Below are 13,123 nucleotides of genomic sequence, written 5' to 3'. Positions count from 1 at the left end.
ACAGCATGACAGAGAGATTACTATTGCCCCATGATCGGCCTATTTAATCTTACGCAGCCGTCAGAAGACGCAATGCTCAAGTGTAAGCACTTCTTGCCTAAATGGATACAAGACGGGCGCGCTATAAATTATTATTTAGACGTGGCCGCACTTTTGCCGGGGAGATCGTGACATCGCCATCCGTCAATTTCCTATCGAGCCGGCTCTGATGGCTCCATTTCTTCCTCGGCGTTCGGGCGAAGGTCAGATCATCCAAAACGCTGGGCAAAAGGAGCGTTCACCGCCTTGACGGTGATCTGCATGCTTTCGAGCGTGAAGCTGCCGAACATCGTCGCCAGCGCCACATCGGCTGCATCGCGCCCATAGGCGACGACGATGCGATTGCCGCGGGTCTGTTGCTCCATGGCATCAAAGGTGAACCAGCGGCCGCCGATGAAGGCCTCAAACCAGGCATGCAGGTCCATCGGGTTGAGATCATGCAAAAAGCCCACCACCATGCGGGCCGGGACATTGATGGCACGACAGAGTGCGATGCCGAGGTGGGCAAAGTCACGGCACACACCGCGCCGGGTGTGCAGTGTCTCCTGCGCGGTGGTGCTGCTGTTGCTGGTGCCGGATTCGTAGCGGACATTTTGGTGAATCCAGGTGCGGATTTGTTCGACCTGCTGATACGTGGGCTGCACGCCGCCAACAACCGAAGCTGCAAGGCCGGCCATCTCATCTGACTGGCAGTAGCGGCTGGGCAGCAAAAAGTGCAGCACTTCCGGCGGCAGATTTTGCACCAGACTCAAGGGCGCGTCGGGATCTGAATCCACATGGTCAGGCACCTGGACACGAAACTGCACGGAGAGATGAAAATGGCCGGCCGGCATGACGGTGCGCTGGCAGAGGTTTCCATAAACGTCCGTGAACTCGAGCACCGGCACCTGCGGATAGAGGTGAAACTGCTCCCGCATGATCCACTGCGCCCAGCCACTGCGTGGGCGCAGCATGAAGATCGCGGGCACATCCTCCGTGGTCTGGTAGTCCAGGTTGCATGAGGCATCGAGAATCATGCTGTCAAATCGCAGGTGACGGCGAATGAGCAACCTGATTTCGAAGCCCGGGAGCAACGATTACGTCGCCAAAGCCTTTGCAGGCAGGCGAGAAAAGTCGCGGGAGGAACTTGCGCAAGTGCAGGGAGATTGCTTCCTGTGACCGCATGCTGAGAACTCGTCATCTGGTTGGCTTTTGCGGGCACCGCTCCCGTTTTTCAGAGGCGGCGGTCCGCCCTGCGCTGACGACGGCCTTGAAGGAGCTTCAGCAGCGCTCCGCAGAAGCAGGAGGCGGGATCGAGCTGTATGTGAGCGCCGCGGAAGGGACGGACGTGGTCTGCATAGAGGCAGCGCGGGAGCTGGGCATCCCGGTGCATGTGCTGCTGCCCCTGGCGGAGGGGGAATTTGAGAAGGATTTTTCCTCGCCGGCCACCTGGGCGCGCTCCAAAGCGCAGATGGACCGCGCGGCGGCTGTGCCGGGCCCGGATTCCCTGCGCACGGTGGAAGGAGAGTCCACCCGGCCGGAGTGTTATTTCAATCAGGGCATCGCCATGCTGGAGGCGGTGGATGTCCTCATCGCCGTGTGGGACGGCCAGCCGCCGCGAGGCTCTGGCGGCACGGCGCAGATGATCGCACAGGCGCGGGCCATGGGCCTGCCGGTGCTGCACATTCAGCCTGCAGACGGCATGGCGGTCAAAGATGCTGGCTTTGATGAGGCCATCGGGCGGGATGCCATTCTGGACGAGCTGAACGGCATAGCGAATGCTGCCGGTGGCGGAGGCATGCAGGAAGCGGGAACACCGGATGATCTGCAGCAACGCCTGGACGAGATCGCGATGAATGAAGCGGAGAAGCTGCGCCCGTCGCTGGTGCGCATCATCCTCATCCATGGTGTGGCGGCCGTTCTCGCAGCGCTGGTGACCTTCAAGATGATGGACAAGCAGGCGCTGTGGGAGAAATACAAGTGGGTGGTCTCCCTGACCGAGCTGGCGCTGGTCTGCGTGGCGCTGTGGATGAACTTTCTTCTGCGCCACCGGCAGGTTCGAGACCGCTGGCTGCGCTGCCGCTTTGCCTGCGAACTGGTGCGCGGACTGCGTGCGAGCGTGCCGATCATGGATCCGCTGCATCCGGCGATCTCCTGGCTGGATGGAGAGTGGCACCGCTTCGCGCTGAGCGCCGGGCTGCTGGTGCAGTCCCGTCATACGCACCCAAGTGTGGTGGCGCAGCGGGACCACTACCTCTCCACGCGCCTGAGCGATGAACATCCGGACGGGCAGATCCGCCACTACACGGCGATGAACCCCGCCACGGTCCGGTGGTGGAGTTTCACTGGCTGGCTGGGCGACTGGTGCACCCGGCTGGCCCCGCCTTTCGTGCTGGCTTCCGTGCTGAACAAGCTGAGCAAGATCTGGCGTGCGCCCGACGGCTGGGGTCTGGAAAATGGATTCTCCACCTGGCTCGCGGTGGGATTTCTACCCATCGCGCTGCCATTGATGGCGGGCGTTTTCACCAGCCTGCGCCATGCGCTGGACGCGGGCCGGCGCAAGGAACGCTACCCGCAGATGGTGCAGTCCCTGCGCGAGCTCCGCGCCTCCCTGCAAGGGCTCGAAACGGAATCCACGATCCGCCACACCGTGGCACGCTGCGAGAGCATCCTGCTGGACGAACTGCGTGAATGGCGGGCGGCCGCCAGCTCCAGCAAGCGCTGAAAAGCAACGTGTCGAAACATTCTTCTCAAATCATTCATGGCTGACCCAGCTCCTTCCTCCAGCACTGACACCGGACGACTTAAACGCGAGTACTGGTGCTTCATCAGCTACCGCCACGCGGACAATAAGGAGCCAGGCCGCCAGTGGGCCACCTGGCTGCATCAAACGCTGGAGACCTACGAAGTGCCGGCGGACCTGGTGGGAACGAAGAACCAGCGCGGCGACATCATCCCCGAGCGCATCTTTCCGGTGTTTCGGGACGAGGAGGAACTTCCGGCAGATGCGAGCCTTTCCACGCCCATTGAGGCAGCGCTGCAGAACTCACGCTTTCTGGTGGTGCTGTGCTCGCCGAACGCGGTGCGCAGCTCCTTTGTGGCGGATGAAATCCTGCGCTTCAAGCAGCTTGGCAAACAGGACCGCATCCTCGCCGCCATCTTGTATGGGGAGCCCACCATGGCCACCAACATGGAGCGCGAGTGCTTTCCGAAGCCGCTGCGGCATGCGATCGGAGAGGACGGTCAGCTCATTGAGAAGCTGGCGGAGCCGATCGCGGCGGACTTCCGCCTGCATGATGGCGGTCAGGGCTGGACCTCGCCTGCGGCGTATCGCGATGTGCTGAAGGCCGCGGGCATGCCGGACAAGGCGGCGAATGAGCAGGTGAATGTGTACATGCGGCAGCAGAACCTGATGCTGCTCAAAATTGTGGCTGGGGTGCTGGGAGTGCCTCTGGGTGTCCTCACTGCGCGTGACAAGGCGTACCAGATCGAAAAACAAAAGCAGCGTGCCAAGGTGCTGCGCCGGTGGCTGACGGCGGTGAGCGGTCTGGCGGTGGTGGCGCTGATCGCAGGCGTGCTGGCGGTGCGCAATGCGAACGAAGCCAAGGCGCAGCGCGACCAGGTCACCCAGAAATCCCATGAGCTGTCTGACACGCTTGGCATCGCCTACTTTCGTGAGGGAAGCACACGCCTGAAGGACCGGCGCACCGCGCTGGAGGGCCTGGCCTATCTTTCTCGTGCGGTGCGCGAGCACGCGCATGCCACCTCCGCACGCCGGCTGCTGACCTTTATGCAGCAGCGGGATGTGTGGGTGCTGGAAGACGCCGGCGCTGCACCCGCCGCTCCTCCCGCCAAGGAAGAAGCAAAACCTGAGGTGCCCGCCTTTGTGAAGCCGGCTGTCATTCCCGACAACCAAGAACCGGGGAAATTTGACATGGTGGTGAAAGGCCCAAACGGCCTCGTGGCCGTGTCCTGGTGCGAGGATGTGGATTCAGACAAAGGCTCCAACCATGCCGGAGCGGGGCTGCATCACTTCCGGGTGTACGACGCGGAGGGGAAACCGCTCTGCGAATGGCTGAAGGCCGATGCTGATGCGGACTTCTGGGTGGGCAACATCAACCGCATGATCTTCTCTCCTGACGGCACCTGGCTGGCCGTGGGTGTGGAGCGCTGGCGGCAGCCGGAGTATCTGCAAATCTGGGACTTCAGGCGCGGGGTGAAGGTGGGGGAAACCATACAGGCGAGCGGCAGTCATCCCAACTATCAAGGCGCGGTGTTTACCACGGTATCTTTCACGCCCGAGAGGAAGGATGCAGAAGGGCAGCACTGCACTCTGCTGGCCGGCTCGTCACGTGGAGATGCCTACTGGCTGAACATCACGCAGCCGCAAAATCCAGAGGAAACGTACGTGAACGAAGAAGCCGTGGTGCCACACCACTCCGCCATCCGCGCAGCGCTGCTCTTGCCGGGCGCCCAGCCAACGCTGGTGACAGCCTCGGACGATGCGGAGGTGTGGTTCACGCCTGCGTCCAGCACTCAGCACGAAGCAAACGTGCCGGTGCTGAAGCTTGAGCAGCCGGTGGATGCCATTCGAGCGGACACCGAAGGCGGTGTGCTCCTCCAAGTCGGAAGCAGGATGCACCGCGCCATCAAGATTTCCGCGCTGTCTCTCGCGGGCCAGCCCGAATCCCGCCCGAGCCTGCGCATAGACACGGAGGATGAAGACCGAAGCGTGAGGGTAACGCGGAAGGTGGGCGAGAAAGAAGAAACAATCTTCCAGGCGAGCGTGGATGAAAAACTCGTGGCAGCCCATGCGCAGGTGTCGCCCGAAGGAATGAGCCTGGAAGGCGCCGGTGGGGCGGTGACCGCCTTCCTGCTGGAGAATGGCAAGGCACGCATGGTGGCGGACGGCCGTGGAAGCGAGATCGTGATCGATCCTGAACACGGCGCCCACAAACAGACGCTGCGGGGTCTGGTGGCCGACATGCGGCCTGCGGGAAAAGGAGACGCGCTGGTGACCCTTACGCGTCAGTTTGAATATCAGGTTTTTGACCTCGCCTCAGGCGCACCTTTGTCCAAGCCACTGGATGAAGCAGTCTTCTTCACCGACCTCAACGCGGCAGACAAGCTGGAAGCAGCGATGCTCTCGCCCGATCGATCCGTGCTGCTGACACGCAGCGCGCATTGGGAGCCGCCGAATGCCTCGCTGACCTGGACCATGCTGTGGGACTGCGCCTCCGGCGAGCCGCTGTGCGACCGCATCTTCCACTGGGAGAGCATTGCCGGAGAGCCGGAGACGGCGCGGGAGCCTTATCTCAATGATGATACCGCCCATGTGGAAGGCATGCTGCTGCATCGCGCCAAACCCGCGCTTTATCCGGTGCTCGCCGAACTGGGGGAAACCCTCGCCGGACTTCAGCTCAGTGCCGTGGGAGAACTGCACGCCGTAAAGCAGTCCTCTGCGAGGGTGAAGGAACTGATGCAAAAGCTGACGGAGACAGCACGGTGACTTGAGGAGTCCTCAGAGGATGTGCTCAAGCTTCACCTGCTCGCCGAATTTCTGACCTTCTTCGGTGAGGAAGCGGATCATGCGCAGATTGTCCAGGCTGAAGCCGCCGCCGTGGGCTTTTTCGGCGGCAAGCACTTCAGCGAGGCTGAATTCACGGTTGAAGCGCGCGTAGGTGAACTGGTCCAGGCCGCGGATCTCCGTGGCCTCGCTGTCGATCGGGATGCCGTACAGGGTGCGGCCGAGCGTGCGGCAAAGCATGTCCTGCTCGCGTGAGATGGAGTCCATGAGCCCCGAGGGGACGGTGGCGGCAAAGCTCAGATTTCCCAGGATGCGGCGCAGGAACGCGTTCAGGCGTGAGCGGAGCTGCCCCGTACCGAGGGAGACCAGGTGCAGGCGATCGGCGCCAGTGGGCCAGCCCACCCGGTAGCAGGGCTGCGTGGCCATGAGGTAGGCAATGACTGCGGGATTGTTGTAGGCCGTGATGCCTCCGTCGAGGAACTCAAAGTGCTGCTTGCCGAGCTGAATCTTCTCCGGCGGAAAGTAAACTGGCGCGGCCGTGCTGGCACGCACGAGCTGCCAGAGCGGCAGGTTAAGATTGCACTCTTCATTCGGACTGCCGTCCGCATTGGTGCGCTGGTTGTACAGGGCGTTGGGATTGTTCGAAAGCGGCCAGGCGGAGCTGGTGGTGGCGTTCCGCATCACGATCAAGAGGAGGGTCCGCAGGCGGGAGGTGCCGAGCAGCGCCGGCGTGCCGTCCTCCTCGACAAAAATGCTGCGCAGCATGCTGGCGATGTTGGCATCGCTGAACTTGCCGCGATGAAACTGCCACCACGGGGCGCGGGTGAACATGCGCTGCGCCTGCTCGGAGTAAAGCTGCCGGATCGCATTCACCGGCATGCCCCAGGAGAGAAAGGTGGCAATGATGGCCCCTGTGCTGGTGCCGGAAATCAGGTCAAAGTGATCCGCGAGCACCAGATCCTTGTTTCCGGTGTGCTCCCGCAACAGCGTCTCCATGCGCCCCAGAACTTCGATGGTGAAAACGCCACGAATGCCGCCCCCATCAAGAGCGAGGATACGACGGCGCGGTTTGTCCTGGGTGAGATGCTCGGAAGTCACGCGCGGACTTTTACGAAAGGGTGAGCGGAAAACAAACAGGAGATGTCGGGCACACAAAAAACAAAACGCGGCCGGCCTTCCGACCGTCCGCGCTTTGGGGTTTTGGGGTGGGGTAAGTGTTGCTGCGCCAGCTGCGGCGCAACTGGGCTGCTTTAGTAGCGGTAGTGATCCGTCTTGTAGGGGCCTTCGACGGGCACGCCGATGTAGTCGGCCTGCTCCTGGGTGAGCTTGGTCAGCTTCACGCCGATCTTCGCCAGGTGGAGGCGGGCCACTTCTTCGTCGAGCTTCTTGGGCAGCACGGTCACACCGACAGGGCGGGTGTCCTTGGTTTCCCAAAGGTCGATCTGGGCCAGGCACTGGTTGGTGAAGCTGTTGCTCATGACGAAGCTCGGGTGGCCGGTGGCGCAGCCGAGATTCACGAGACGGCCTTCTGCCAGCATGAAGATGCTGTTGCCAGCCGGGAAGGTGTACTTGTCCACCTGGGGCTTGATGTTGAGGCGCTTGACGTCCGTGCGGGCGTTGAGCTTGTCCACCTGGATCTCGTTGTCGAAGTGGCCGATGTTGCAGACAATGGCCTGGTCCTTCATCTTCTCCATGTGCTCAAGGCGGATGATGTCCTTGTTGCCGGTGGTGGTGACGTAGATGTCTCCGGTGCCGAGGGTGTCCTCGATGGGCATGACGCGGTAGCCTTCCATGGCGGCCTGCAGGGCGCAGACGGGGTCGATTTCGGTCACGATGACCTGGGCGCCCATGCCGCGAAGAGCAGCGGCGCAGCCCTTGCCCACGTCGCCATAACCGCAGACGACGCCGACCTTGCCGGCGATCATGACGTCCGTGGCGCGCTTGATGCCGTCCAGAAGGGACTCGCGGCAGCCGTAGAGGTTGTCGAACTTGGACTTGGTGACGCTGTCGTTCACGTTGATGGCTGGGAAGAGCAGCTTGCCAGCCTTGGCCATTTCATAGAGGCGATGCACGCCGGTGGTGGTCTCTTCGGAGACGCCCTTGAGGTCCTTGACGATCTTGTGGAAGATGCCGGGCTGGTTCTTGGCGATGTCCTTGAGGAGGTCCTTGATGACCTTCACTTCGTGGTTGTCGGAAGGGGTTTCGACCCACTTGTCGCCGTTTTCCATTTCATAACCCTTGTGGATGAGGAGGGTGACGTCGCCACCGTCGTCAACGATGAGCTGGGGGCCGTTGTCGCCGGGGAAGATGATGGCCTTCCAGGTGCACCACCAGTATTCTTCCAGGGTCTCGCCCTTCCAGGCGAAGACGGGGGTGCCGGAGGCGGCGATGGCGGAAGCAGCGTGGTCCTGGGTGGAGAAAATATTGCAGGAAGCCCAGCGCACGTCAGCGCCCAGTTCCTTCAGGGTCTCGATGAGGACGCCGGTCTGGATGGTCATGTGCAGGGAGCCAGTGATGCGCACGCCAGCGAGGGGCTTCTTAGGGCCGTACTTCTCGCGGGTGGCCATGAGGCCGGGCATTTCGCTCTCGGCGATGTCGAGTTCTTTGCGGCCGAAGTCAGCGAGGGCGATGTCTTTTACTTTGTAGTCGGACATGAGGTGTGGGTCGTGGGTTCAGGTTTGGTTGAAATGGAACAAATCAACGTATCAAGATACGATGATATGTTCCAAATAGATGCCCAGATGTCAAACGGGGATTTATCCTGCGGGGAATGAGCGTTTGAACTGACCGCCATGAAATTTGCCTCCGTTCTTGCCTGCCTTTGCCTTGCTGCCTTCACCCACGCCGAAGACCTGCACCCCGCTGCGGATGCCTCCGGGTTCACCCCACTTTTCAACGGCAAGGACCTCACCGGCTGGAAAACCACCGGAAACTGGGTGGTGGAGGCGGACGGCAGCCTCACCCTGCACCCACGGGAGGGTGAAAAGGGCTGGCAGCGCTACGATGCCTACATCGCCACCGAAAAGCTCTACGGCGACTTCGTGCTGGACCTCGAATTCAAGATCAACGCCAAGGGCAACAGCGGCGTCTTTATGCGTGTAGCGGACATGAAGGAGCCGGTGAAGACCGGATTTGAGGTGCAGATTCTGGACACCTACGGCCTCGAAAAGCCGGGTCACCATGACTGCGGCGGCATCGTGCACGGGATCGGCCCTTCCAAAAACATGGTCAAACCCGCCGGGGAGTGGAACCGCTACACCATCACCGTCAAGGGCCGCAGCGTGAAGGTGGTCTTTAATGGCGAGCAGGTCATCGACACGACACTCGAAGCCATGAAGATGGCAGACCGTCCGAACGCGGGGCAGATCGCCTTTCAGGATGAGGCCTTGCCGGTGTGGTACCGAAATGTGAGGATCAAGGAGCTTAAGTAGGCCGATAGGCAGGGTTCCCAACTGCGTTTAGCGGTGCATGCGCCTCCTACTTGCCCTTGCCTGCACACTGGCATCCGCTTTTGCGACCCCTCCCAACGTCCTCTTCATCGCCAGCGATGACATGCGGCCGCAGCTCGGCTGCTACGGAGACACCACGGTGAAGTCACCGAACATCGATGCGCTGGCGAAGCGCGGCATGGTGTTTCAGCGCAGCTACGTGCAGCAGGCGCTGTGCTCCCCTTCCCGCATCTCCATGCTCAGCGGACGCTACCCGGCCACCACGGGCATCTTTGAGATCGGCCGCACACTGCGCACCACCCTGCCGGACATCACCACGCTGCCGCAGCATTTTAAAAACAACGGCTACCACACGCGCAGCCTGGGCAAGATCTACCATGAGGGCATTGATGACGAGGCCTCCTGGACCGTGCGCGCCTGGCGCAGCAAAAAACCGCGCACCAGCGCCGCCACGCAGGAGGGGGTAAAAAAATACATTCAAGACGCGAAGGCCAGAGGCGTCGTCATTCCAGACAAAGGCAAAGGGTCCCGGATGTCGGCGGTGCCCGCCTTTGAAGCGGTCGAGTGTGCTGACGACGACCTCCTGGACGGTGACTGTGCCTCCAACGCCATCGCACAACTGCGCGAGCACGCAAAGACTCCCGCGCAGCCCTTCTTCCTCGCCGTCGGTTTCTCCAATCCGCATGTGCCATGGATCTCCCCAAAAAGGTACTGGGACCTCTATGACCGCTCCAAGCTGCCGCTGGCCACCAACACCTTTCTGCCCAAAGGCGCGCCCCAGTTTGCAGCCACCTCAGGCAATGATTTCCGCTGGTATGCCGGCGTGCCCGAAGGGGAACTGCCGGAGCCTTATGCACGCGAGTGCCTGCACGGATACCTGGCCGCCATCAGCTACGTGGATGCCCAGGTGGGCCGTCTGATGGCAGCGCTGGATGAAACAGGCCTGGCGAAGAACACCATCATCGTCTTCTGGAGCGACCATGGCTACTACATGGGCGAGCACACCTGGTGGGGCAGCAAGCACAACAACTACGAAGGCGCCACCCGCAACTGCCTCGTCATCTCCACGCCAGACATGAAGCATGCCGGTGAAAAAACGGAGGCACTCGTGCAGTCGGTGGACCTGGCACCGACTCTCACCGAGCTCTGCGGGCTGCCTGCCAGCACCGGGTTTCAGGGACGCAGTCTGAAGCCCGTGCTGGATGATCCCGCCGCCGCCGTCAACGACGCGGCCTACAGTTGGTACCCCAAAGCCGGCTACCTCGGCCTCACCATGCGCACCGACAAATGGCGCTACGTGGAATGGACCAAGCCCGGCGCTAAAACCGAGTACGAACTTTACAACATGGTCCACGACCCGCAGAACAACGTGAACGTGGCCGACAAGCCCGAGCACACAAAGATCATCGAGGCTCTGGGCAAGCGGCTGCGCGAGAAGTTTCCGGTGCAGGAGTTCAAGAACCCGCAGCCAAAATGAACCTTGGGACGACCGCTATTTGGCGGACTTGGGCGAAGGACGCCAGTCAAGGATCACGGTGGGAACTTCGTCTGGATCCAGGGAAGGCTGATTGTCCGTGGGTTCAGCGGTCTGCGGCTTCGGGGTGGTAGCGGCGGCATTCATAACGGGGGAGCGACTTGAGGTGGTAAAAGTCAGAAGACGGCTTGCTGAGTGTGCGGGCACTACTCTTCACCCAGATCTTCTTCGTGGTCTTCCAGGTCTTCAGCGGAGGTCGCGGCACCGTCCTGGGCGTCGTCGATGCCTTCATCACCGGCTGCCTTGTCGACGCTTTGCTGGGTGTCCGAGGCCTTTCGGTCCCGTATCACTGCGGGAACCTTCTCTGGTTCCAACGGAGGCGGTGTGACGGGCGGCTCCACTTTTTCGGGTGTGACAGAAGTATTCATGATACGAGCATAAAACACCGCTCTCTCCCGACAACCCGAGCGCTCCCTGTCCCGATCCTCAGGGGAAGCCTGAGGGGCAAAAGAACGCCGCACATGGACGAAGGATCTCCATCCGCCGGTTCGTTCAGCGACTCACAGCATTCACCTGCCATGCGCCTCCCAGCCCTCCTGATTTCGTCGGTCCTCACGCTTTCGTCGGCATTCGCCGCAGACACGCGCCCCAACGTTCTGCTGATGATGGCGGACGATCTGGCGGCCACGCTGCAGTGCTTTGATTATTCCCAGGCGAAGACTCCGAATCTGGATGCGCTGGCCAAACGCAGCGTGCTTTTCACACGCGCGTACTGCCAGTTCCCGCACTGCAATCCTTCGCGCTCGTCCATGATGAGCGGCCTGCGGCCCAACACGACGCGCGTGACCAACAACGAGGATAACCTGTACAAAAACATCCCCGATGTGCTGACGCTGCCTCACCATTTCCGCAACAACGGCTATGCCACAGCGCGCTGCGGAAAGATCTTCCACCTCGGCGTCCCCACCGGACTCGAAAGCATGGACGACCCGCAGGCATGGGACTTTGGCACGCCCTTCAAAAGCGAGCTGCCCTACCCGCCCAAACGCGAGAGCGCGGTCAAGGTGAACACTGGCAAGAAGCAGGGCCTTGGCTGGCAGGAAATTCCCGGCGATGACGACCAGCTGGTGGACGGCAATTTTGCCAAAACCGCGATCGAATGGCTTGGCAAGCGCGACAAGACCAAGCCGTTCTTCCTCGCCGTCGGCTTCCATCGCCCGCACCTGCCGCTGGTGGCGCCCGCGAAGTATTTTGATCTGTATCCTTTGGAAAACATCACACTGCCTGAAGCCCCCGCGGATGATAAAGCGGACATCCCCGCACCCGCGCGCAACGGGGCCGTGCCCGGTTACGCGCTGACCTGCACGCCGGAGCAGCGGCGTGCCGCCATCCGCGCCTACCTGGCCTGCGTGAGCTACGTGGATGCGCAGGCCGGGCGCCTGCTGGAGGCGATCAAGCAGATGGGGCTGGATGACAACACGATCATCATTTTCACCAGCGACCATGGCTGGCACCTCGGCGAGCACAGCCTGTGGCACAAACGCAGCCTGTTTGAGGAATGCGCCCGCGTGCCTTTCATCATGCACACGCCCGCCATGAAGACCGGCGGTCAGCGCAGCCAGAGCCTCGTGGAGCTGCTGGACGTGTATCCCACCCTTTGCGAGCTTTGCGGTGTACCCGCCCCCAAGCACTTGCAGGGCCTCAGCCTGTCCCCCGCTCTGCGCGATCCTTCGGCGGCCATCCAGGACGCTGCCTTCACCCAGGCACGTCGTGGGCCAGACGCTGAATTCTGGGGCCGCACCATCCGCACGGCGCGCTGGCGCTGCACCGAATGGGACGAAGGTAAAAACGGCATCGAGCTGTACGATCACGACAAAGATCCGCAGGAATACACCAACCTGGCAAATGATCCGCAGCACGCAGCCACTCTAAAGGAACTGCGCGCCCGGCTCGCGGAAAAACTGCCGCCCATCGCGAGGTGATCAATGCTGCCGCAGGCGCAGCACCGCTTCGCGTGCACGCACCAGAAAGTCCACCTTGGACTCCCCTTCCTCCAGGCGGATCGGCTCGCCAAAAGTGACGCTGCCGAGCACGGGCACTGGGAGAATTTCGCCCTTGGGTAGAATGCGGTTGAGGTTCTCCATCCACACGGGCACCAGCTGCACGTCCGGTCGCTTTTTGGCTATGTGATAGAGTCCGGGCTTGAAGGGCTGCGGCTCGGGGCTGGTCTGGCGGCCACCTTCAGGGAAAAGAATCAGCGAGTGGCGCTCTCCCATGGCATCGACCATTTCGACCAGAGGATTGGCCTCGGGCGTGGGCTTCTTGCGCTCGATGAGCACCGCATTGAAAACATGGCAGGCCAGAAACGGGCGCACGCGTCCAACGGACCAGTAGTCCCTGGCGCCCACCATGCGCGTGAGGGCGCGCACCTGCGGCGGCAGGGAGGCCCAGAGCACCGGGCCGTCGAGGTTGCTCGTGTGGTTGGCGAAGTACACGCGCTGGACAGGTTCTGGAGCGCAGCCCTGCCAGCGCGCGATGGAGCCGGAGAACACACGCAGTGATCCGGCGATGAGACTGCGAATCATGTGCAAATCATGTACGCGGAAGATCGGGTTGTCACGCGTCTTGCTCATTCGTATGGATTAGCTTCCCGCT

General features: G+C 61.7%; 11 protein-coding genes. 5 read left to right on the top strand and 6 right to left on the bottom strand.

What is annotated here, in order from left to right; all coding sequences use genetic code 11:
• Positions 1-248 precede the first annotated feature (248 nt).
• Entirely contained in the window at positions 249-1,055 is an 807-nt protein-coding gene (locus ACILSO_RS26650; RefSeq protein WP_395740528.1) for a transglutaminase domain-containing protein, read from the bottom strand.
• A gap of 146 nt (positions 1,056-1,201) precedes the next feature.
• On the opposite strand from ACILSO_RS26650, the gene ACILSO_RS26645 reads away from it, so the two are divergent.
• Both ACILSO_RS26645 and ACILSO_RS26640 read left to right on the top strand, forming a co-directional pair.
• Positions 1,202-2,743 (top strand): hypothetical protein, encoded by a 1,542-nt coding sequence (locus ACILSO_RS26645; protein WP_395740527.1) that lies wholly within the window; start codon positions 1,202-1,204, stop codon positions 2,741-2,743.
• 36 nt (positions 2,744-2,779) lie between these two features.
• Positions 2,780-5,527 carry a TIR domain-containing protein gene (locus ACILSO_RS26640; RefSeq protein ID WP_395740526.1) on the top strand — a complete coding sequence of 916 codons (2,748 nt, stop codon included), beginning with the start codon at positions 2,780-2,782 and terminating at the stop codon, positions 5,525-5,527.
• 12 nt (positions 5,528-5,539) lie between these two features.
• On the opposite strand, the gene ACILSO_RS26635 is transcribed toward ACILSO_RS26640, so the two are convergent.
• Complete coding sequence (locus tag ACILSO_RS26635; RefSeq protein WP_395740525.1) at positions 5,540-6,643, bottom strand: patatin-like phospholipase family protein; 1,104 nt, start codon at positions 6,641-6,643, stop codon at positions 5,540-5,542.
• Between the two features lie 152 nt (positions 6,644-6,795).
• Positions 6,796-8,199: an adenosylhomocysteinase gene (gene ahcY, locus ACILSO_RS26630; protein ID WP_395740524.1), complete on the bottom strand. Its 1,404-nt coding sequence runs from the start codon at positions 8,197-8,199 to the stop codon at positions 6,796-6,798.
• Positions 8,200-8,337: 138 nt separating this feature from the next.
• On the opposite strand from ahcY, the gene ACILSO_RS26625 reads away from it, so the two are divergent.
• Both ACILSO_RS26625 and ACILSO_RS26620 read left to right on the top strand, forming a co-directional pair.
• Positions 8,338-8,976 carry a DUF1080 domain-containing protein gene (locus tag ACILSO_RS26625; protein ID WP_395740523.1) on the top strand — a complete coding sequence of 213 codons (639 nt, stop codon included), beginning with the start codon at positions 8,338-8,340 and terminating at the stop codon, positions 8,974-8,976.
• A gap of 37 nt (positions 8,977-9,013) precedes the next feature.
• On the top strand, positions 9,014-10,471 hold the full coding sequence (locus ACILSO_RS26620; protein WP_395740522.1) for a sulfatase: 1,458 nt from the start codon (positions 9,014-9,016) through the stop codon (positions 10,469-10,471).
• Between the two features lie 15 nt (positions 10,472-10,486).
• On the opposite strand, the gene ACILSO_RS26615 is transcribed toward ACILSO_RS26620, so the two are convergent.
• On the bottom strand, positions 10,487-10,615 hold the full coding sequence (locus ACILSO_RS26615) for a hypothetical protein (RefSeq protein WP_395740521.1): 129 nt from the start codon (positions 10,613-10,615) through the stop codon (positions 10,487-10,489).
• 59 nt (positions 10,616-10,674) lie between these two features.
• Complete coding sequence (locus tag ACILSO_RS26610) at positions 10,675-10,896, bottom strand: hypothetical protein (RefSeq protein WP_395740520.1); 222 nt, start codon at positions 10,894-10,896, stop codon at positions 10,675-10,677.
• A gap of 150 nt (positions 10,897-11,046) precedes the next feature.
• On the opposite strand from ACILSO_RS26610, the gene ACILSO_RS26605 reads away from it, so the two are divergent.
• Positions 11,047-12,450 (top strand): sulfatase, encoded by a 1,404-nt coding sequence (locus tag ACILSO_RS26605; protein ID WP_395740519.1) that lies wholly within the window; start codon positions 11,047-11,049, stop codon positions 12,448-12,450.
• On the opposite strand, the gene ACILSO_RS26600 is transcribed toward ACILSO_RS26605, so the two are convergent.
• A complete protein-coding gene (locus ACILSO_RS26600) occupies positions 12,451-13,101 on the bottom strand; it encodes a lysophospholipid acyltransferase family protein (RefSeq protein WP_395740518.1) in 651 nt (216 codons plus the stop codon).
• Positions 13,102-13,123 lie beyond the last annotated feature (22 nt).

The organism is Prosthecobacter sp. (genome assembly GCF_044226605.1).
Lineage (GTDB): Bacteria > Verrucomicrobiota > Verrucomicrobiia > Verrucomicrobiales > Verrucomicrobiaceae > Prosthecobacter.
The sequence above is the reverse complement of the archived record's forward strand: the minus strand, read 5'-3'. Positions and strand labels throughout refer to the sequence as shown.